The sequence below is a fragment of the Pseudomonas sp. GW823-FHT02C05 genome (genome assembly GCF_058797595.1).
The window spans coordinates 214418-233993 of sequence record NZ_JBXAJU010000001.1 but is presented as its reverse complement, the minus strand read 5'-3'; the positions used below and the strand labels follow the sequence as shown (position 1 = coordinate 233993).

General features: G+C 66.1%; 18 protein-coding genes. 3 read left to right on the top strand and 15 right to left on the bottom strand.

All coding sequences use genetic code 11. The features are described 5' to 3' along the window. Nucleotides 1-21 precede the first annotated feature (21 nt). The 10 genes from AC1RGE_RS01145 to pedF all read right to left on the bottom strand — a co-directional run bounded on the left by AC1RGE_RS01145 (nucleotide 22) and on the right by pedF (nucleotide 11670). Entirely contained in the window at nucleotides 22-1749 is a 1728-nt protein-coding gene (locus AC1RGE_RS01145; protein ID WP_015635023.1) for a PAS domain-containing hybrid sensor histidine kinase/response regulator, read from the bottom strand. Next, the gene (gene ercA, locus AC1RGE_RS01140) at nucleotides 1733-2896 is read right to left on the bottom strand and encodes an alcohol dehydrogenase-like regulatory protein ErcA (RefSeq protein WP_011060523.1); all 1164 of its coding nucleotides are present in this window, start codon (nucleotides 2894-2896) and stop codon (nucleotides 1733-1735) included. The genes AC1RGE_RS01145 and ercA overlap by 17 nt, the downstream gene beginning before the upstream one ends. 422 nt (nucleotides 2897-3318) lie before the next feature. Next, nucleotides 3319-4233: a pyrroloquinoline quinone biosynthesis protein PqqB gene (gene pqqB, locus AC1RGE_RS01135; protein ID WP_492583058.1), complete on the bottom strand. Its 915-nt coding sequence runs from the start codon at nucleotides 4231-4233 to the stop codon at nucleotides 3319-3321. A gap of 61 nt (nucleotides 4234-4294) precedes the next feature. Next, nucleotides 4295-4366 carry a pyrroloquinoline quinone precursor peptide PqqA gene (gene pqqA, locus AC1RGE_RS01130; protein WP_011060521.1) on the bottom strand — a complete coding sequence of 24 codons (72 nt, stop codon included), beginning with the start codon at nucleotides 4364-4366 and terminating at the stop codon, nucleotides 4295-4297. Nucleotides 4367-4641: 275 nt separating this feature from the next. Further along, complete coding sequence (exaC, locus tag AC1RGE_RS01125) at nucleotides 4642-6162, bottom strand: acetaldehyde dehydrogenase ExaC (RefSeq protein WP_015635021.1); 1521 nt, start codon at nucleotides 6160-6162, stop codon at nucleotides 4642-4644. 327 nt (nucleotides 6163-6489) lie between these two features. Continuing rightward, entirely contained in the window at nucleotides 6490-8265 is a 1776-nt protein-coding gene (gene pedH / locus AC1RGE_RS01120) for a PQQ-dependent alcohol dehydrogenase PedH (protein WP_346625265.1), read from the bottom strand. Nucleotides 8266-8589: 324 nt separating this feature from the next. After that, the gene (locus AC1RGE_RS01115; protein WP_346625266.1) at nucleotides 8590-9519 is read right to left on the bottom strand and encodes a quinoprotein relay system zinc metallohydrolase 1; all 930 of its coding nucleotides are present in this window, start codon (nucleotides 9517-9519) and stop codon (nucleotides 8590-8592) included. A 35-nt stretch (nucleotides 9520-9554) separates the two neighbouring features. Continuing rightward, complete coding sequence (locus AC1RGE_RS01110) at nucleotides 9555-10319, bottom strand: quinoprotein dehydrogenase-associated SoxYZ-like carrier (RefSeq protein ID WP_492583057.1); 765 nt, start codon at nucleotides 10317-10319, stop codon at nucleotides 9555-9557. 8 nt (nucleotides 10320-10327) lie between these two features. Next, on the bottom strand, nucleotides 10328-11203 hold the full coding sequence (locus AC1RGE_RS01105; RefSeq protein WP_492583055.1) for a substrate-binding periplasmic protein: 876 nt from the start codon (nucleotides 11201-11203) through the stop codon (nucleotides 10328-10330). 5 nt (nucleotides 11204-11208) lie between these two features. Continuing rightward, nucleotides 11209-11670: a cytochrome c-550 PedF gene (gene pedF / locus AC1RGE_RS01100; RefSeq protein ID WP_016967318.1), complete on the bottom strand. Its 462-nt coding sequence runs from the start codon at nucleotides 11668-11670 to the stop codon at nucleotides 11209-11211. 254 nt (nucleotides 11671-11924) lie between these two features. Here pedF and exaA point away from each other — a divergent pair, with 254 nt between their 5' ends. Continuing rightward, nucleotides 11925-13820, top strand: coding sequence for a quinoprotein ethanol dehydrogenase (exaA, locus tag AC1RGE_RS01095; RefSeq protein WP_401260869.1), 1896 nt, complete (start codon nucleotides 11925-11927; stop codon nucleotides 13818-13820). A gap of 78 nt (nucleotides 13821-13898) precedes the next feature. Continuing rightward, nucleotides 13899-14558, top strand: coding sequence for a pentapeptide repeat-containing protein (locus AC1RGE_RS01090; RefSeq protein WP_011060513.1), 660 nt, complete (start codon nucleotides 13899-13901; stop codon nucleotides 14556-14558). 1011 nt (nucleotides 14559-15569) lie between these two features. Here AC1RGE_RS01090 and AC1RGE_RS01085 read toward each other — a convergent pair. From AC1RGE_RS01085 to AC1RGE_RS01065, 5 genes are all read right to left on the bottom strand, one after another. Next, on the bottom strand, nucleotides 15570-15794 hold the full coding sequence (locus AC1RGE_RS01085) for a type II toxin-antitoxin system RelE/ParE family toxin (protein ID WP_492584228.1): 225 nt from the start codon (nucleotides 15792-15794) through the stop codon (nucleotides 15570-15572). A 101-nt stretch (nucleotides 15795-15895) separates the two neighbouring features. Then, a complete protein-coding gene (locus tag AC1RGE_RS01080) occupies nucleotides 15896-16132 on the bottom strand; it encodes a type II toxin-antitoxin system ParD family antitoxin (protein WP_011060512.1) in 237 nt (78 codons plus the stop codon). 42 nt (nucleotides 16133-16174) lie between these two features. Beyond that, nucleotides 16175-16813, bottom strand: coding sequence for a response regulator (locus AC1RGE_RS01075; protein ID WP_047285547.1), 639 nt, complete (start codon nucleotides 16811-16813; stop codon nucleotides 16175-16177). Continuing rightward, nucleotides 16813-18084, bottom strand: coding sequence for a sensor histidine kinase (locus AC1RGE_RS01070; protein ID WP_401260865.1), 1272 nt, complete (start codon nucleotides 18082-18084; stop codon nucleotides 16813-16815). Before AC1RGE_RS01070 ends, AC1RGE_RS01075 begins: the two co-directional genes overlap by 1 nt. Before the next feature lie 2 nt (nucleotides 18085-18086). Then, nucleotides 18087-18245, bottom strand: a complete 159-nt coding sequence (locus AC1RGE_RS01065; RefSeq protein WP_015635009.1) for a hypothetical protein — start codon at nucleotides 18243-18245, stop codon at nucleotides 18087-18089. Between the two features lie 119 nt (nucleotides 18246-18364). Here AC1RGE_RS01065 and AC1RGE_RS01060 point away from each other — a divergent pair, with 119 nt between their 5' ends. Next, complete coding sequence (locus AC1RGE_RS01060) at nucleotides 18365-19549, top strand: ABC transporter substrate-binding protein (protein ID WP_492583054.1); 1185 nt, start codon at nucleotides 18365-18367, stop codon at nucleotides 19547-19549. The last annotated feature ends 27 nt before the right edge of the window (nucleotides 19550-19576 follow it).

The window sequence follows — 19576 nt, the reverse complement described above, 5'->3', positions numbered from 1 at the left end:
GGCCGCACCCCCTTGCCACCACTAGCCCAGCAACTGGCTGAGCACGGCCCGCAACTTGCCCGGCTTCACCGGTTTGTTGAGCAGCGGCGCGCCCAGTTGCTGCAAGGCGCGGCGGCACTGGTCGCTGCGGTCGGCGGTGATGATCACCGCCGGCAGCGGTTGTTGGAAATGCTCGCGCAAGCGCCTGACCACCTGGCAGCCGGTGACCCCGTGATCCAGGTGAAAGTCCGCCAGGATCAACTCCGGCGCCCGGCCCTGCAGCACCTCCAGGGCCGCGGCCTGATCGGTGGCGGTCAGCACCTCGCAGCCCCACTGGCCGAGCAGCGCGGCCATGCTTTCAAGAATGCTCAACTCGTTGTCCAGCACCAGCAGGCGCCGCCCCGGCAGCGGGTTGCCGGTGCCCGGCTGCGGCGCCTGCTGGCTCAAGGGCAAGGGCACACGGGCCGCCAGGGGTACCTCGATGCTGAACCGCGAACCGTGCCCCGGCCGCGACGCTACCTGCACCCGATAGCCGAGGATCTTGGCGATGCGCTCGACAATCGCCAGCCCCAGGCCCACCCCTTTGCGGTCGGCGGCGCGGCCTACATCCAGCTGGTTGAATTCAAGGAAAATCGACTCCAGGCGGTCGGCGGCAATACCGCGCCCGGTGTCCCACACCTCCAGCCGCAACTGGTCGCCGCGACGGCGCGCCGCCAGCAGGATGCTGCCGCGCTCGGTGTAGCGGCAGGCATTGCTGAGGAAGTTGCGCAGGATCCGCGTCATCAGCCGCAAGTCGGTGAACAGGGCAAAGTCACCGAAGCGCACCCGCAGCCCCAGCCCCGCCGCCTCGGCCACCGACTGGAACTCGGAAACCAGGGGCGCGAGCATTTCATCCAGGCGGTAGGTGGCCAGGTCCGGCTTCACCGCCGCCTGATCGAGCCTGGAAATATCCAGCAGGTCGGTGAGCAGGTCCTCGGCGCCTTCCAGGGCCTGGTGGGTGCGTTCCACCAGCAGTTGCTCCGGGGCCGGCAGGCTGCGCTCGCGCAGGGTGGAAATCAGCAGGCGTGCGGCATTCAGAGGTTGCAGCAGGTCGTGGCTGGCGGCGGCCAGGTACTTGTCCTTGCTGCGGTTGGCTGCCTCGGCGGCGTCCCGGGCCTCGCGCAGGTCGCGCTCGATGCGCTCGCGCCGGGCGATCTGCTGCTGCAGGTTGCGGTTGGCGTCCAGCAACTCATCGGTGCGCGCCGCCACCCGCTGCTCCAGCTGGTCGTTGAGCTGTTCCAGGTGCTGCTGGGCCAGCTTGCGCTCGGTGATGTCGGCGACGAACCCTTCCACCAGCCCGTCCTGGTCGGGCTTGAGCAACAGGTTCATCAGCACATCGATGCTGCTGCCGTCCTTGCGCCGCAGCTGGGTTTCGTAACCCAGCAGGCTGCGCTGGTTCTGCAACTGCTCGCCGATGGCCGCCAGTTCCCCGGCGCCGCCCACGAACAGGTTGCCCGCCAGGTCGGCCAGGGAAAACAGCACTTCCTGGGGGTCCTGATACCCCAGCATGCGCGCCAGGGCCGGGTTGGCGGCACGCATGCCGGCCTGCAGGCTGGCCTGGAAGATGCCGTGCACTGCGTTCTCGAACAGCCACTTGTAGCGGTTGCGCTCGGTTTCCAGGTCTTCCAGGCGCGCCGCCAGTTCCGGGTAATGGCTCTTGCGCGCCGAGTGGTTGCCCAGTCCCAGGAGCCCGGCCAGGGCCCGTTGCTGTTCGTCAGAGGGCCTCGCCATAGACCACCTCGACATCACGCTGGCTGGATTCACGAGGGTTGGTGAGGATGCATGGGTCGCCCATTGCGTGCTGCGAGAGGAACGGAATATCGCTGCTGCTGACCCCATGCAGGCCCAGGGTCTCGTGGAAGCCGATGGCGCGCTTGAGGGCGATCAGGTGCTCCACCAGGCGCCCGCAGATCTGCCGCTGGTTGAGCCCGCGGCAGTCGATGCCGAAAGTCTCGGCAATCACCTTGAAGCGCTCCGGCGCCGCGCTGTAGTTGAAGGCCACCACATGCTCCACCAGCACCGCGTTGCACAGCCCGTGAGGCAGGTCGAGAAAGCCCCCCAGGCTGTGGGACATGGCATGCACCGCGCCGAGGATCGCGTTGGAGAACGCCAGCCCGGCCTGCATGCTGCCGAGCATGATCTTCTCGCGCAGGGCGATGTCCGAGGGGTTGGCGATCATCTGCACCAGGTTGCCGTTGATCAGGCGCATGGCTTCCAGGGCGTGGGGATCGGTCAGCGGCCCGTGGCCGGTGGAAACGAAAGCCTCGATGGCATGCACCAGGGCGTCGATGCCGGTGCAGGCGGACAGGAAGGGGTCCATGCCCTGGGTGGTTTCCGGGTCGATCAGCGACACATCAGGGACCACCGCCTTGCTGACGATGGAGAACTTCATCCGCTCCTGCTGGTTGGAGATGATCACGAACTGCGAGACATCCGCCGAGGTGCCGGCAGTGGTCGGGATCATGATCAGCGGGGGGCTGGGCATGCGGATGGTGTCCACCCCCTCGAACTCGAGGATGCTGCGCCCGTGGGCGGCGACGATGCCGATGCCCTTGCCGCAATCCATGGGGCTGCCGCCACCGACCGCGACGATCACATCGCAGGCGTTTTCCCGGTAGATCTGCGCGCCGTGCATCACCTCCTCCACCCGCGGGTTGGGCGACACTGCGCTGTACAGGCAGTACTCGACGCCCTGGGCCAGCAGGCTGGCCTCGACATCGGCGACCCAGCCGGCGGCGATCACCCCGGGGTCGGTGACCACCAGCACCTTGCGCGCACCGAAGGTCTTCGCATAGTTGCCGACGTTGTGCCGGCAACCGGCGCCAAAGATGATTTCCGGAGAGACGAACTTGCGCAGCAGACTGAGATTCTGGCCCATGGGGGAAGCCTGTTTTCTTATTGTTCTGGAGAAGAACGCCAGCCTAAAGCATCCGTTGCTGAAAGCAATCCGACCATTGGCGGACTTCGCAGCCTCGGCAGCGGCTACAGGCCATGTAGCCGCTGCCGCAGGCTGCGAACGGCACGAAGGGCCGCAGCGTTCTTGAGGCCGCTGCGGGTTTGGCGGGTGATCGCCAGGCAAGGCCCTGCGGGCCTTTTCGCAGCTTCGCCAGGGCTCAGCAGCGGCTACAGGGCCAGTGTCGATCCGAGGTTGGTGTAGCCGCTGCCGCAGGCTGCGAACGGCACGAAGGGCCGCGGCGCTCTTGAGGTTGCTGCGGGTTTGGCGGGAGATGGTCAGGCAAGGCCCTGCGGGCCTTTGCGCAGCCTCGCGGGCTCGGCAGCGGCTACAGGGACCGGGTGGCGTCAGAGATGGATGTCCATGCCGTCATGCGCCACTTCGATGCCGCGGCGGGTCAGTTCGGCGCGCTCGGCGGAGTCCTCGTCGAGGATCGGGTTGGTGTTGTTGATGTGGATCAGCACCTTGCGCGCCCGAGGAAAGCGCTCCAGCACCTCAAGCATGCCGCCGGGGCCGCTTTGCGCCAGATGGCCCATCTCGCTGCCCAGCTTGTCGCCGACGCCACAGACGCGCATTTCATCGTCGCGCCACAAGGTGCCGTCCACCAGCAGGCAATCGGCGCGGTCCATCCACCCCAGCAGGGCCTCATCCACCTGCCCCAGACCCGGGGCATAGAACAGGCTGGCACCGCTGCGCCGGTCCTCGATGAACAGGCCGATATTGTCCCCCGGGTGCGGGTTGCCGCGATGGGGCGAATACGGCGGCGCGCTGCTGCGCAGGGCAATCGCCCGCAGCGCGATGTCCGGGCAGGCCGGCAGGCTGAATTCCCGGCCATCGAGGTGGATGGGCTGCCACTGCAAGCCGCCGTTCCAGTGGCTGAGCATGTTGAACAGGGGGAAGCCGCTGCACAGGTCCTGGTGGACCATCTCGGTGCACCAGACCTGATGCGGGCAGCCTTCGCGCAGGCTGAGCAGGCCGGTGCAATGGTCGATCTGGCTGTCCAGCAGTATCACTCCGGCCAGGGCGGTGTCCCGAAGCTGTCGGGCCGGTTGCAGCACCGGAAAGGACTCCAGCTGCTGGCGAATGTCCGGGGAGGCGTTGCACAGGATCCACTCGCTGCCATGGTCGCTCAGGGCGATGGACGACTGGGTGCGGCGCCGGGCCCGCAGCGTGCCGTTGCGCACTCCGGCGCAGTTGCGGCAGTTGCAGTTCCACTGGGGAAAACCGCCCCCCGCCGCGGAACCGAGAATGCGGATATGCATGACGTGCTCCTGAAGGGCAAAAGGCTCCGGCCGACACCAGTACCGGCCGGAGCGGGACGGCTCAGCGGTTGGCGAAGTACATGGTCACTTCAAAGCCGATACGCAGGTCGGTGTACGCGGGTTTATGCCACATGGGGTCAAGCCTCTTGTTGTGCCGGGGGATTCCGGTAAAGGCATTAATGCACGGAGAGCGCGGGGGCCGAATGCTACTTTGGGACGAACCGGCGGGTGCGTTGGTAGGGGGAGATTGGGGGTGGGCTTGCGGGCCTCTTCGCCAGCAAGCTGGCTCCTGCAGGGATGGCGGTGCTGCGCCCACAACGCACACGGGGAGGTGCCCACCCATGAGCCCTCCCCGTGTCCGTCCCGCACAAGCGCGGCGGCACCCAACCACCGCGCCTGTTGTTGCCCTTAGAAGAAGCCCAGGGGGTTGATGTCGTAGCTCACCAGCAGGTTCTTGGTCTGCTGGTAGTGGTCGAGCATCATCTTGTGGGTCTCGCGGCCCACCCCGGATTTCTTGTAGCCACCGAACGCGGCGTGGGCCGGGTACAGGTGGTAGCAGTTGGTCCACACGCGGCCGGCCTTGATCGCCCGGCCCATGCGGTAGGCGCGGTTGATGTCGCGGGTCCACAGCCCGGCGCCCAGGCCGAACTCGCTGTCGTTGGCGATCGCCAGGGCCTCGGCTTCGTCCTTGAAGGTGGTCACGCCCACCACCGGGCCGAAGATCTCTTCCTGGAACACGCGCATCTTGTTGTGGCCCTTGAGCAGGGTCGGCTGGATGTAATAGCCGCTGGCCAGGTCACCTTCCAACAGCTCGGCGGCGCCACCGGTGAGCAGCTCGGCGCCCTCCTCCTGGGCGATCTGCAGGTAGGAGAGGATCTTCTCGTACTGCTGCTGCGACGCCTGGGCGCCGACCATGGTCTCGGTGTCCAGCGGGTTGCCGCGCTTGATCTTGACGATCTTCTTCATCACCTCGGCCATGAACGGCTCGTAGATCGATTCCTGGACCAGGGCCCGGGATGGGCAGGTGCAGACTTCCCCCTGGTTGAAGAACGCCAGCACCAGGCCTTCGGCGGCCTTTTCGATGAACTTGGGCTCGGCCTGCATGATGTCTTCGAAGAAGATGTTCGGCGACTTTCCGCCCAGTTCGACGGTGGACGGAATGATGTTCTCGGCGGCGCATTTCATGATGTGCGAGCCCACCGGGGTCGAGCCGGTGAAGGCGATCTTGGCGATGCGCTTGCTGGTGGCCAGGGCCTCGCCGGCTTCGCGGCCAAAGCCCTGGACGATGTTCAGCACCCCGGCCGGCAGCAGGTCGGCGATCAGCTCGGCGAAGACCATGATCGACAGCGGGGTCTGCTCGGCGGGCTTGAGCACCACGCAGTTGCCGGCGGCCAGGGCCGGGGCCAGCTTCCAGGCGGCCATCAGCAGCGGGAAGTTCCACGGGATGATCTGCCCGACCACGCCCAGGGGTTCGTGGAAATGGTAGGCGGTGGTCAGTTCGTTGATCTCTGCGGCGCCGCCTTCCTGGGCACGAATGCAACCGGCGAAATAGCGGAAATGATCGGCGGCCAGGGGCACGTCGGCGTTGAGGGTTTCGCGCACGGCCTTGCCGTTGTCCCAGGTTTCGCTGACCGCGAGGATCTCCAGGTTCTGCTCGATGCGGTCGGCGATCTTCAGCAGCACCAGCGAACGGTCCTGGGCGCTGGTCTTGCCCCAGGCATCGGCGGCGGCATGGGCGGCGTCCAGGGCCTTGTCGATGTCCGCGGCAGTGGAGCGCGGGAATTCGGCGATCACCTCACCGTTGACCGGCGAGGTGTTGCTGAAGTACTGGCCGTCCACCGGCGGCACGAACTGGCCACCGATGAAATTGCCGTAGCGTGGCTTGAAGGACACGACGGCGCCTGGGGTTCCGGGTTGTGCGTAGATCATGCTGGGCCTCTGCTGGTCGATGCCTGTCCACGACAGGCGATGGCTCGATGGTAGAGAGCCCCGCGTGCCGGACGAATGCATCGTTGGCAGGGGGGCTCTCGTCATTTGGTCGTAGGTTGATCGCCTCCGCCCACCCCGCACCGAGGCGGGAATGAAGCGGCAGATCGGCCTGTAGGAGCCGGCTGCAGGCGATGGCGGTCTTGCGGGCCTCTTCGCCAGCAAGCTGGCGCCTACGGTAGGCAGGGATATTGCGAGGGCTTTGTAGGAGCCGGCTTGCCGGCGAAAGCGGTCGTGCGGGCGCCTTCGCCGGCAAGCTGGCGCCTACGATCAGCGTTTGCTCACCAGGTCCTTGGGCAGCTTGAAGGTCCAGAGCATGCCGCCCTGGTTGAAGTCCTTGACCCGCTTGGCCACTTCGCCGCCCCACAGCGGCACCGCGCCGCCCCAGCCGGAGAGCACCGAGACGTACTGCTCGCCGTCCATTTCCCAGGTCACGGGCGAGCCCAGGACCCCGGAGCCGGTCTGGAATTCCCAGACCTTCTCGCCGGTCTTGGCGTTGAACGCCTGGAGGAAGCCCTCAGGCGTGCCGGTGAACACCAGGTTGCCCTTGGTGGTCAGCACCCCGCCCCACAGCGGCGCGAAGTTCTTGTGGCGCCAGACTTCCTTGCCGCTGATGGGGTCGATGGCCCGCAGCACGCCGATGTAATCCTCGTTCAGCGGCTTGATGGTGAAGCCCGCGCCGAGGAACGCCGCGCCCTTCTTGTAGGCGATGCCTTCGTTCCAGATGTCCATGCCCCATTCGTTGGACGGCACATAGAACAGCCCGGTGTCGCGGTTGTAGGCCATGGGCATCCAGTTCTTGGCGCCGAGGAAGGCCGGGGCGACGAACACCGAGCTGCCCTTGGCTTCGCTACCCGGGGCGCCAGGGCGGCTGGCCTCGTTGTAGATCGGCCGGCCGTTCTTATCCAGGCCGGTGGCCCAGGTGATCTTGTCGACAAAGGGGAAGCCGCGGATGAATTTGCCGTTGGTGCGATCGAGCACGTAGAAGAAGCCGTTGCGGTCGGCGGTGGCGGCGGCCTTGATCTCCTTGCCGCCTTCCTTGTAGTTGAAGGAGATCAGCTCGTTGACGCCGTCGAAGTCCCAGCCGTCGTGGGGGGTGCTCTGGAAGTGCCACTTGATGGTGCCGTCGTCCGGGTTCAGGGCCAGGCGCGACGAGGAATACAGGTTGTCGCCAGGGCGCAGGTGGGAGTTCCACGGCGCCGGGTTGCCGGTGCCGAACAGCAGCAGGTTGGTTTCCGGGTCGTAGTAGCCGCCAAGCCACGGCGCCGCGCCGCCGGTCTTCCACAGATCGCCCGGCCAGGTCTTGCCCGCCTCGCCGCCGGAAATGCCGTTCTCGATGGCCTTGCCGTCCTTGTACACGTAGCCCATGTGGCCTTCCACGGTGGGGCGCATCCACAGCAGCTCGCCGTTTTTCGGGTCGTAGGCCTGGATCTTGCCGACCACGCCGAACTCGCCGCCGGCGACCCCGGTGATCAGCTTGCCATTGACCATCATCGGCGCCGCGCTGATGGAGTAACCCTCTTTGTGATCGGCGACCCTCTTGCTCCACACCACCTTGCCGGTGTCCTTGTTCAGGGCCACCAGCTTGGCGTCCAGGGTGCCGAAGAACACCAGGTCGCCGTACAACGCCACGCCGCGGTTGATCACGTCGCAGCACGGGCGGATGTCGTCCGGCAGGCGCGCGTCGTACTGCCAGAGCTTCTTGCCGGTGCGCGCGTCCACCGCGAACACCCGCGAGTAGGAACCGGTCATGTACATCACCCCGTCCTTGATCAGCGGCTGGGCCTGCTGGCCGCGCTGCTTCTCGCCGCCGAAGGAGAAGGCCCAGACCGGCCGCAGCTCCTTGACGTTATCGACGTTGAGCATGTCCAGCGGGCTGTAGCGCTGGCCCTGGACGCCCAGGCCATTAGTGACGATCTGCTGCGGGTTCTTCGGGTCCTGGAGGATCTCTTCATCGGTGACGGCGGCCAGGGCCGCGCTGGACAGCAGCATGGCGCTGAGCACCAGGCTCACGGCGAAAAAGGGACGACGTGGGGGTTGGGTCATGACGGCTACCTCGGCGGTTATTGTTGTTCCCGGGAAATTTTCCCGGTCTGCCGGGAATTCTTGGTCCCGGCCTGCCTGCCAACAATTGCCCGCAGTGCGGAGTTTTCTAGTTCCTTGGTACAGGAGCGGCCGCCGACGCCTACAAAGCCCCACCCGATCTCCCTGCCCACCGTAGGAGCTGGCTGGCCAGCGAAGGGGCCCGCAAGACCGCTATCGCCGGCAAGCCGGCTCCTACAAAGCCCCACGCGATATACCTGCCTACCGTAGGAGCTGGCTTGCCAGCGAAGAGGCCCAGCAAGACCGCCTTCGCCGGCCAGCCGGCTCCTACAGGCCGTCGATACGCTGCAGGCGCTGGCGCTCGTAGCGCGGGTACAGGTGGCTGACGCTGCGGATCAGCTCATAGCGGGTCAGGCTGATGCCGGCAAAACGCTCGGGGATCGGGCGGCGGATCATCTCCGCCATGTCGTCGCCCCGTGCCGCGCCGTCGCGCATCAGCTCGTCCAGCCAGCCCAGGTAGTCACGCATCTGGGCAAAGGGCGCCGTATCGCTGGCCACCGGGCCATGGCCTGGGACGATCAGCTTCCACGGCAGTCCCTGCAAGGTGTCCAGATCCTTGAGCCATGCCTCCAGCCCCGGGCTGTTGGGGGTGGTCAGCGCGCGCTCGTAGAACACCAGGTCACCGGCAAACAGCACCCCGGTGTTCTCGTCGAGAATCGCCAGATCAGCGCCGGTGTGCCCACTCAGGCCCAGCAAGCGCAAGCGATGCCCGCCCACCTCAAGCACCCCGGGCTCAAGCACCTGGGTCGGCAGCACCACCTCGGTGCCGCGCATCCAGTCGCCGACCATGCGGTACATGTTCTCGGCCATGGCCTCGCCCTGCTGGCGCAGCAGGTCGCTGGTGCCGGCCAGGGCGCCGATGGGCACGTCGCCAAAAGCCTGATTGCCCAGCACATGGTCGGGGTGATGGTGGGTCAGCAGCAACTGGATCACCGGCTTGTCGGTGGTGGCGGCAATCGCCCGGCGCAAGGCTTCGCCGTAGCGTTTCGACGGCCCGCTGTCGATCACCACCACCCCGCTGTCGGTGACGATGAAGCCGGTGTTGACGATATTGCCGCCATTGGCCTTGGCGAAGTTGTCGGTGCTGCCTTCCAGCAGCCAGGTGCCCGCGGCGATCTGCCGGGGCTTGAGTGGATAGTCCAGGTCGGCCCGGGCCGGCAGGCCCAGGCACAGCAGCAATAGCAGGATCCAACGCATGGCGCGCCTCGGCTCGGGTGGGTCAAAGGATGCGGTCAGGGCAGCCTGGCCTCGAACTGGTTGCCGCTGTTGTCGCGCAACAGCAAGCGGGTCTGCCCCGGCCCCTGGATATCGAACCCCAGGTTGGGGTTTTCGCTGACCGCCGGGAACAGTTCGAGGCTGGCCAGGCGCTGATCGTTCTGGTCGCGCAGTTCGGCGTGGTTGAGAAAGAACTCGGGGATGCCGCTGACCAGGCCGTTGTCCATCGGGTGGGACACTTGCAGGCGCAGGCGGCTGGCATCCCCACGGGGATAACGCCCGCCCAGCACCTCGCCGATGTGCTCTTCCCAGCCGGGCTGGGTGCGCACCACGCTGGGCGCGGTACAGCCGCCGCCCGCGGCATCGATCAGGGTCGAACCCACGTGCCACAGGCCATCGCGGGTCAGCACCGCGGCGCGCAGCGGCGTGGCCTGCTCGATACGGATGCGGATCGACAGCCAGGGCAGCACCCGCTCCCCCGGTTCGAAATCGACGATGCGCGGCAAGGGGTTGAGCTCGGCCCAGGCGAGGATGCGCACCACATCGCCGGTGAAGGCCCGGGCGTCGATTTCCAGGGGCACCTGCCGCGCATCCTCGGCAAAGGGCGGCGCCAGCAGCTTGACCCGGTCATCGAAGACGAACGCCGCGTCCCCCAGCAATTGCTTGTGGTAGAAGGCCCACATCACCGAAGGCACCGGGTCCGGGGCCTGCGGATCGGCGGCCAGCGCCGGGGTCGCCAAGGGCAGCCAGCACGCCAGCAGACAGGTCGCTCGCCAGTTCATCGCAGCTCCTATTGATACATCTGTGGGACCTGGTAACGCAGGCCATAACGGGCGTACAGCGCCTGCAGGCGACCGTCGCGGATCAGCCCTTCCAGGGCCTCTTCCACGGCATAGGCCAGCTGGCGGTTGCTTTCATGCACCGCCATGCCGATCTCCCACACCTGCTTGCCCATGTTCGGGTAGGCGTTTTCCGCCAGGGCCAACTGCGGATCAGCGGCCTGATGCAACTGCCAGTCGATCTCGCCGCGCATGGCCATCACCGCGTCCACCTGCCCGGCCCGCAAGGCGCCGAACGCCTGTTGCACGCTGGGGTAATGGTGGGTCTTGGCACTGAGCATGCCGTTGAACACCGAGGTCAGGTAGAACGACGGCACACTGTCCACTTCGACGCCAATGGGGTGCTCCTGGAACACCGCGACACTGGCCACCGCATCCAGCCGGCGGCGGTCGAATGCCACCTGCCAGCGCTCCTCCTGATAGGGGCCGAACATCACCACGTGATCGTTGGCCAGCTCCCCCAGTTCGTTGCGCTTTTGCGCGTAGTCGTGGTCGTAGGGCACGCGCATCATCAGGTCGGCCAACTGCTGGTGGCGCAGCGGGCTGCCGCGCCAGATGTAGTCGCGCAAATCGTCGTCGAGTTTCTCCCCCGGGGGCGCCCAGATCAGTTGCAGGCGCACCCCCAGGGCCTCGGCCAGGGCTTGCGCCAGCTCCACATCGACACCCCGGGGCTGGCCCTGGTCCTCGAAGCTGTAGGGGGCAAAATCCTGGTACACCGCCACCTTCAGTTCACCGGAGGCGATCATCGTGTCGTAGTTGCGCACCCCGGCCTGGGCCGTGGCGCAACACAGCAGCAGGCCAGCCAGGAACAGGGCGAAGCGGCCCATGGCGATCACTCCTCGACGCGCACGCTGTCCAGGTAGGTGCGCACCGCCCACAGGGCTTCCTGGCTCAGGTAATCGGCCATCTTCGGCATGTACACCCGGCCATCGCGCACCGCACCGTGGCGCACCCGCTCGACGAACCATTCATCCCCGGCTTCGCCGGCGTCGAGCATGCGCAGGTCCGGGGCGATACCGCCGGACTTGGCTTCCAGGCCATGGCAGGCGGCGCAGTTCTGGTTGTAGGCCGAAGCGCCGATTTCCACCGCCTTGTCGTGCTCGGGCGAGGTGCGGTACGGGTTGACCGAAGCCCAGCCGTCGCCATCGACGCTCACCCCGGCATCCTTGATCGGCGTCAGGCCCTTGGTTTCCACCGCCTGGGGCACCACGTTGCCATGGGCCCATACGGCACCGGTGGCCAAGGCACCGGTCAGCAGCCCTACCGCGAGCAAGGCGTTGCGTTTTGTTGTCATTGTTATGCCCTCAAGATTGCACGCAAGACCTCAGCTACAGAGGCCATGGCGCCATCTTAGAAACAGCCGGCGGGCGGCCGTATGCTGCTTTGGTGGCCGCGCCCTACTCCCTTGGTAGTAGGGCTTGTGGCGCGGGCCTAAATCAGGTGCCGCCCGGGAACTATTCCCGGCAAGGGCGGGACTTTTTCCGTATCTCAAAGCACCTCGCGCGGCAGACCCTAGTCAGGCCAAAACCTCCACTGGGAACCGCAACCATGACAATAAGATCGCTACCCGCCCTCTCCCCCCTGAGCCTTGCCGTCCAGGCCCTGCTGCTGGCCGGCAGCCTGTCCCTGGGCGCGGCGGCCACAGCGGCCACCGCCCCGGCGGCACCTGCCAGCAAGAACGTGACCTGGGAAGACATCGCCAACGACCACCTGACCACCAAGGACGTGCTGCAGTACGGCATGGGCACCAACGCCCAGCGCTGGAGCCCGCTGGCCCAGGTCAACGACAAGAACGTGTTCAAGCTGACCCCGGCCTGGTCCTATTCCTTCGGCGACGAGAAGCAACGCGGCCAGGAATCCCAGGCCATCGTCAGCAACGGCGTGGTCTACGTCACCGGCTCCTACTCCCGGGTGTTCGCCCTGGACGCCAAGACCGGCAAGCGCCTGTGGACCTACAACCACCGCCTGCCGGACAACATTCGCCCGTGCTGCGACGTGGTCAACCGCGGCGCGGCGATCTACGGCGACAAAATCTACTTCGGCACCCTCGACGCCCGGGTCATCGCCCTGGACAAGAACACCGGCAAGGTGGTGTGGAACAAGAAGTTCGGCGACCACAGCGCCGGCTACACCATGACCGGCGCCCCGGTGCTGATCAAGGACAAGACCAGCGGCAAGGTGCTGCTGATCCACGGCAGCTCGGGCGATGAATTCGGCGTGGTCGGCCAGCTGTTCGCCCGCGACCCGGAGACCGGCGAAGAGGTGTGGATGCGGCCCTTCGTCGAAGGCCACATGGGCCGCCTGAACGGCAAGGACAGCACCCCCACCGGCGACGTCAAGGCGCCGTCCTGGCCCGACGACAAGACCACCGAAACCGGCAAGGTCGAAGCCTGGAGCCACGGCGGCGGCGCCCCTTGGCAGAGCGCCAGCTTCGATGCCGAAACCAACACCATCATCGTCGGCGCCGGCAACCCCGGGCCATGGAACACCTGGGCGCGCACCGCCAAGGACGGCAACCCCCACGACTACGACAGCCTGTACACCTCGGGCCAGGTCGGCGTCGACCCGAGCACCGGCGAAGTGAAATGGTTCTACCAGCACACACCGAACGACGCCTGGGACTTCTCCGGCAACAACGAACTGGTGCTGTTCGACTACAAGGGCAAGGACGGCAAGGTGGTCAAGGCCACCGGCCACGCCGACCGCAACGGCTTCTTCTACGTGGTGGACCGCAACAACGGCAAATTGCAGAACGCCTTCCCCTTCGTCGACAACATCACCTGGGCCAGCCACATCGACCTCAAGACCGGGCGCCCGGTGGAAAACGAAGGCCAGCGTCCGGCCAAGCCGCTGCCGGGTGAAACCAAGGGCAAGCCGGTGGAAGTCTCGCCGCCGTTCCTGGGTGGCAAGAACTGGAACCCCATGGCCTACAGCCAGGACACCGGGCTGTTCTACATCCCCGGCAACCAGTGGAAGGAGGAGTACTGGACCGAGGAAGTGAACTACAAGAAAGGCTCGGCCTACCTGGGCATGGGTTTCCGCATCAAGCGCATGTACGACGACCACGTCGGCACCCTGCGCGCCATGGACCCGACCACCGGCAAGCTGGTCTGGGAGCACAAGGAACACCTGCCGCTGTGGGCCGGCGTCCTGGCGACCAAGGGCAACCTGGTGTTCACCGGCACCGGCGACGGCTTCTTCAAGGCCTTCGACGCCAAGACCGGCAAGGAGCTGTGGAAATTCCAGACCGGCAGCGGCATCGTTTCGCCGCCCATCACCTGGGAACAGGATGGCGAGCAGTACATCGGTGTGACCGTGGGCTACGGCGGCGCGGTGCCGCTGTGGGGCGGCGACATGGCCGAACTGACCAAGCCGGTGGCCCAAGGCGGCTCGTTCTGGGTGTTCAAGATCCCGAGCTGGGATAACAAGACCGCCCAGCGCTGATCATCCCCGCCTTGTCTGTGGCGAGGGAGCCCGCTTCCTCGCCACACCCGCCTTCACTCCCGCCTGGAGAACCGCACCATGAACTACCTGCCCCTGGCCCTGCTGCTGAGTCTCTCCCCCGCCTTGGCCATGAATGTCGACGACGACGGCAACGACGTCCCGCTGACGATCAACGGCTGCCTGATCGCCGAATCCAGCCAATGCCCCGGCGCCAACCTGCGTGGCGCTAACCTCGCCAACCAGGACCTGCGCAAGATGAACCTGGCCGGCGCCGACCTCTCCGGCGCCGACCTGCGCCACGCCCAACTGGACCTGGCCAACCTGGAAAAGGCCCGCCTGCAAGGCGCCAACCTGACCCGCGCCAGCCTGCAACAGAGCAACCTGCGGCTGGCGGACTTCACCGACGCCAAGCTGATGGCGATCCAGGGCTGGGGCCTGTTTGCCCAGGGCGCGCAATTCGAAAAAGCCGACCTCAGCGCGGCCTACCTGCAATTTGCCCGCCTGTCCGGGGCCAAGCTGCACCAGGCCAAACTGCGGGCGGCGGACCTGGAGATGGCCTGGTTGAGCAAGGCGGATCTGCAAGGGGCCGATCTGAGCGATGCCAATCTGCAGGAGGCGAAGTTTGGCGAGAGCAATCTGGAACGGGCCGATTTGCGCGGGGCGCGGCAGCACTATGGGAATTTTCAGGATGCCAATATGGAGGGGTGCCAGGGGTGTCCGGGGACGTGGGATAAGTAAGGGGACGGGGGGCATATCCGTTGCTGCGGGTGTAGCTACTTTGGGTTTCGCTCTTACAGCGACTCACTTTTGAAAATCCGGAATGCCGGCCCAGACAAAAGGTGAGCAAAACGCTTCTGCCCCTCCACTCGGTGCCTCGCCTAGGCTCGGCATGCCCTCACTCCGGCATTGTTCCGTGGGCCGCCGCCACCGGCCATCCATGGCCGGGTGGCGGCTAACCCGGCATCCCTGCCGGGTTACCCACGGCTCAATGCCTGCGTTCGGCCATCGTGTCTAAGGGGGCAGGAAGATCAAAAGCCAGATCAAGATCAAAATCTGACGGCGGCCTACCGGCCGGCCTTGTTTCATTTGTCCTTCACTGGGCGACATTGCTCTTGGGAGGGCTGAAGGTCCTGCGGACCTTTTCGCAGCTTCGCAGGCTCAGCAGCGGCTACAGAACGCACATACTCTATAGCCGCTGCCGCAGGCTGCGAACGCTCTGGGCGGCACTCCGTCGCAGGAGACGCTAAACCTGCATCCCCAATGCTCCTGACCCACTGCGCTGCCTGGTTTCGCGAGCGCTGGCGCTCGTTCGCAGCCTTCGGCAGCGGCTACAAGGAGACGGCCTGCGCACCTTGGCTTTTGATCTTGATCTTCAGGCCCCTTCCCAGCAGGCCGAGCGCGGCGTTGCGTAGGGGGCAACTCGGCAGGGATGCCGAGCTAGCCGCCACCCGGCCATGGATGGCCGGTTGGCGGCGGCCCCCGGAGCAATGCCGAAGCGAGGGAACACCGAGCCTCAGCGAGGGGCCCATGGAGGGGCACGCGTTTTTGCTTACTTTTTGCTGGGCCGGCACTCCGGCGTTTGAAAAAAGTGAGTCGCCGTAAGGGCGAAACCCTAAGTGGCCGTGACCGCAGCAATGGATATGTACCCAAACCCCAAACCATCAAGACGAAACCACCAGCAGCCACACCCACAGCAACGGATATACACCCCACCCCCTCACCACAAAAAGCCCCCAACATCCCCCACCACTACCGGAAAACACCTTCAGCCAACCACTCAGGAAAGTCCCGCATACCATGCAAAACCCGCCATACGTCGATGTAGTCATCGCGTTCAACGTAGAACACCAGATAGGGACAGCGCTTCAGCGGCAAGCAAAGCCCCCCCGGCAGATCCAGCTCGTGGGCGTAGCGAGACATACCCAAGGCCGGATGGCGGCCGATATGAAGATAGGCCTTTTCCAAAGCATCGATAAAACCGAGCGCAGCCTGCTCGGCCTGTTGGTCAAGCTAGTCGCTGATAGCGCCTCCCACGTCCTGGCTGGCAAGGGCACGTGGCATGACCGGCTTGGCTTTCATCCTCGCGCCTTGTGAACCCTGGCACGCAGGGATTCGAAATAGTCACCCTGCACAGCAGTGCCCGGCGCCGATTGAGCACCGGCCAACAACAGGCCACGCAGATGTTGCCGATCCTGATCCTTGCGAATCAGCTCACGCACATATTCACTGCTGGTGCTGTAGCCGCGCTGGCTGACTTGATCATCGACAAAGGACTTGAGAGCGTCCGGCAGGGAGATGTTCATGGTGCTCATGGCTTTGTCCGCTTTTGACAAAATTTGCCAAACCATACCCCCTCACCCCGCCACCCGCACCACCCCCATATCAATCCCCAAATGCACCAACTCCGCATGGGAGCTGACCTGCAGCTTGCTCTTGAGCAAGGTCAGGTGGTTGGACACAGTCTTGGCGCTGATGCACAGCTGCTCGGCAATCACCCGCGCCGGGGTGCCCTTGGCCAGCATCACGAAGATCTCCAGCTCGCGCTGGGTCATGCTCTGCAAGCGCGGGTCGCTGCTGTTCTGCGCCGGGGTGCAGGCCAGTTGCGTGGCCAGGGGCTGTTCGATGTAGGCGTGCCCGGCCAGTACTCGGTGCACCGCTTCGATCAGCACCTGGGGCGCGGAGTTCTTGGTCAGGTAGCCCGAGGCGCCGGCCTCCAGGGCCTGGCGCACCAGGGGCAGTTCGTCGTGCATGCTGAAGAACAGCACCCGCAGTTGCGGCAGGCGCTGGCGCAGGCGGCGGGTGGTCTCCAGGCCGCTGATGCCCGGCAGGCCGAAATCCATGATCACCAGGTTCGGCACTTCTTCGGCGACCCGAGTCAGGGCCTCTTCGCCGCTGGCCGCTTCGCGCACCTGCATCGCCGGCAATACCGCGCGCAGCAGGCTGGCGTAACCCTGGCGGACCACGGCGTGGTCATCCACCAACAAGATGTTCATCAGGCCTCCATGGGCATGTTCAGGGGCATGTTCAAGGCCAGTGCCCAACCGGCGCCGGGACGGCTGAGGATGTGCAGTTCGCCGCCCAGGCTGCGGGCCCGTTCGGCCATCGAGTGCAGGCCGACGCCGGGGCGCTGGGGCTGGCGCGCGCCGCGACCGTTGTCGCGCACCAGCAGGCGCAGGCCCCGGGCGCTGCGTTGCAGGCGCACCCGTACCTGGCTGGCGTCGGCGTGCCGGGCGACATTGGTCAGCGCTTCTTGCAGCAGGCGGTAGAGGTGGGTCTTGCTGGCGCTGGGCAACGCTGGCAGGTCGGCGCCGACCCGCAATTGGCAGTCGATGCCCTGGCTGTCCTGCCATTGGCTCACCAGCAAACCGAAGGCTTCGGCCAGCGGCAGGTGCTGCAGCACCACCGGGTACAGGTCCTGCACCAGGGCGCGAAAGCCTTGCTGCAAACGCTCGCAGTTGAGCTCCAGGGCCTGGGCCGTGTGTTCCACCACCGTGGGCTGGTTGCTGACCATGCGTAGCAGGCAGGCCTGGGCGCGAATGCCCGCCAGGTATTGTCCGAGGTCGTCGTGCAGGGTCTGCGCCAGGTAGGTGCGCTCGCGCTCCTGCACCGCCAGCAGGGCCTGGGTCAGTTGGGTGTTGTCGGCGCGGGTCTGTTCCAGGGTCGCGGTCATGCGGTTGAAGTGCCCGGCCAGTTGTCGCGCTTCCGGCAGGCCGGCTTCGCGCAGGCGCACCGCCAGTTGCCCGCCGGACACCTGCTGCAAGGCCCGCAGCAAATCATCCAGCAAGCCCATGCCACGGCGTACTGCCCAACGGATGGTCAGCAGGCTCAGGAGCAGGGCCAGGCCGCACAGGCTCAACAGCTGTTGCAGGGAATCCCAGACTTCGTCGATCTCATCCCGCGCGTCCACGGCGATCAGCACCCGACGGCCGTCGCCCAGGTCCAGTTCGCGGGCGCTGTGGCGGCGCTCGCTGAACAGCTGGCGGCCGAGCCAGGCGTCCAGCCCGGCCTCTTCCGGCATGCGTGCCGCCTCGTCCGCCGCCAGCCAGTGCACCCGCACATGGCGCAGGCTCTGGGTCAGGTGTGGTTGCAGGCCCGCCGGGTTGCGCGCAGCGCTGTCGCTGAGGTACTCCACCACCGCCTCGGCGGACTGCAATTCACGTTCGACATCGGCCACCGCCTGATGCAGCAGCAAGGCAGCGCAGGCCAGGGTCACCACGGCAAAGAACGCCGTGACCCACAGGTTGATCCGCCACAGCGCCGACATGCCTAGCGCCCCGGCACCAACGGCAGCGCTTGGGGCAGCACCGGGCGCGGGCCGTGCAGACGGTCGACGCCGATCAGGCTGAGGATCAGCAGCAAGGGCAACAGCAGCAATTTGAGGATGCGCATGACGGTGTTCTCCAGGGTCGGGGCCGCTGCAACCATGCTAAGACCGCCGCACCCGCGCCGGGTTACTACCTTGGTACTGCCCGGGCGCTACTTTCTGCATATTTCCCCACCCCGGTACTCTTCCTATGCTGGCGCCACCTGCCGTGGAGTGCCTTATGCACAAGCCTGCCCCGCTTATCCCGACCTGCCTGCTGGCCCTGGCCTCGGTCCTGTTGCCCCTGGCCGCGAGCCAGGCCGGCGAAGAACCGTTGCAGGTGCGCATCGGCTACCTGGGCTATCGCCCCGACCCCGGCCCGCTGCTGTCCAACATCATTCCCGAGCCTGCCGACGCCGGGCTGCAGGGCGCGCAGCTGGCGATTGTCGACAGCAACAGCACCGGGCGCTTTCTCAAGCAGCAGTTCCAGCTCGACAGTGCCAGCGTCGACAGCCCCGAGGCGTTGCTGCAAGCCGCCAAGGCCCAGCATGACCAGGGCCTGCGGCTGTTCGTGGTGAATGCCCCGGCGGCCAGCCTGCGCGAGTTGTCCGCCGCCCTGCCCGACAGCCTCTTGTTCAACGCCGGCAGCCCCGACGACCGCCTGCGCAGCAGCCAGTGCCTGGGCAACGTGCTGCACAGCCTGCCCGGCCGGGCGATGCTGGCCGATGCCCTGGTGCAGTTCATGGTGCTGCGCAAATGGCAGCGGGCCTTGCTGATCGTTGGCCAGACCGAGGATGACCGGGCCTACGCCGACGCCTTGCGCCGGGCCACCCAGCGCTTCGGCGTGAATATCGTCGCGGAAAAACCCTGGACCTTCGACAACGACCAGCGCCGCAGCGCCCAGGCCGACATGCCGCTGTTCACCCAGACCGCCGAATACGACGTGGTGCTGGTGGCCGACGAGCGCGGCGACTTCGGCGAATACCTGCCCTACCAGACCTGGTACCCGCGCCCGGTGGCCGGCACCCAGGGCCTGACCCCCACCGGCTGGCACAAGAGCGTGGAAACCTTCGGCGCCGCGCAACTGCAAAAGCGCTTCGAAGCCCAGGCCGGACGCTGGATGAACGACCGCGACTTCGCTGCCTGGATGGCCGTGCGCAGCGTCGCCAGCGCAGTGAGCAAACTGCGCCAGGCCGACCCTCGGGCCCTGCAGACGCTGCTGCTCAGCGACCAGTTGCCCCTGGACGGGTTCAAGGGCCGCAAGCTCAGCTACCGGCCGTGGAACGGCGAATTGCGCCAGCCGATTCCCCTGGTGCAGCCCCGAGCCCTGGTCAGCACCTCGCCCCAGGACGGTTTCCTGCACCCCTTCAACGAAATGGACAGCCTGGGCTACGACCGCCCCGAAGTGACCTGCCGCTACCCCTGATCCCATAACCACAACAACAAGGAATCC

What these genes read in the sequence shown, in the direction of transcription:
- AC1RGE_RS01145 (WP_015635023.1), bottom strand. Translation starts at nt 1,749, where the DNA reads ATGGCGAGGCCCTCTGACGAACAGCAACGGGCCCTGGCCGGGCTCCTG.
- ercA (WP_011060523.1), bottom strand. Translation starts at nt 2,896, where the DNA reads ATGGGCCAGAATCTCAGTCTGCTGCGCAAGTTCGTCTCTCCGGAAATC.
- pqqB (WP_492583058.1), bottom strand. Translation starts at nt 4,233, where the DNA reads ATGCATATCCGCATTCTCGGTTCCGCGGCGGGGGGCGGTTTTCCCCAG.
- exaC (WP_015635021.1), bottom strand. Translation starts at nt 6,162, where the DNA reads ATGATCTACGCACAACCCGGAACCCCAGGCGCCGTCGTGTCCTTCAAG.
- pedH (WP_346625265.1), bottom strand. Translation starts at nt 8,265, where the DNA reads ATGACCCAACCCCCACGTCGTCCCTTTTTCGCCGTGAGCCTGGTGCTC.
- AC1RGE_RS01115 (WP_346625266.1), bottom strand. Translation starts at nt 9,519, where the DNA reads ATGCGTTGGATCCTGCTATTGCTGCTGTGCCTGGGCCTGCCGGCCCGG.
- AC1RGE_RS01110 (WP_492583057.1), bottom strand. Translation starts at nt 10,319, where the DNA reads ATGAACTGGCGAGCGACCTGTCTGCTGGCGTGCTGGCTGCCCTTGGCG.
- AC1RGE_RS01105 (WP_492583055.1), bottom strand. Translation starts at nt 11,203, where the DNA reads ATGGGCCGCTTCGCCCTGTTCCTGGCTGGCCTGCTGCTGTGTTGCGCC.
- pedF (WP_016967318.1), bottom strand. Translation starts at nt 11,670, where the DNA reads ATGACAACAAAACGCAACGCCTTGCTCGCGGTAGGGCTGCTGACCGGT.
- exaA (WP_401260869.1), top strand. Translation starts at nt 11,925, where the DNA reads ATGACAATAAGATCGCTACCCGCCCTCTCCCCCCTGAGCCTTGCCGTC.
- AC1RGE_RS01090 (WP_011060513.1), top strand. Translation starts at nt 13,899, where the DNA reads ATGAACTACCTGCCCCTGGCCCTGCTGCTGAGTCTCTCCCCCGCCTTG.
- AC1RGE_RS01080 (WP_011060512.1), bottom strand. Translation starts at nt 16,132, where the DNA reads ATGAGCACCATGAACATCTCCCTGCCGGACGCTCTCAAGTCCTTTGTC.
- AC1RGE_RS01075 (WP_047285547.1), bottom strand. Translation starts at nt 16,813, where the DNA reads ATGAACATCTTGTTGGTGGATGACCACGCCGTGGTCCGCCAGGGTTAC.
- AC1RGE_RS01070 (WP_401260865.1), bottom strand. Translation starts at nt 18,084, where the DNA reads ATGTCGGCGCTGTGGCGGATCAACCTGTGGGTCACGGCGTTCTTTGCC.
- AC1RGE_RS01065 (WP_015635009.1), bottom strand. Translation starts at nt 18,245, where the DNA reads ATGGTTGCAGCGGCCCCGACCCTGGAGAACACCGTCATGCGCATCCTC.
- AC1RGE_RS01060 (WP_492583054.1), top strand. Translation starts at nt 18,365, where the DNA reads ATGCACAAGCCTGCCCCGCTTATCCCGACCTGCCTGCTGGCCCTGGCC.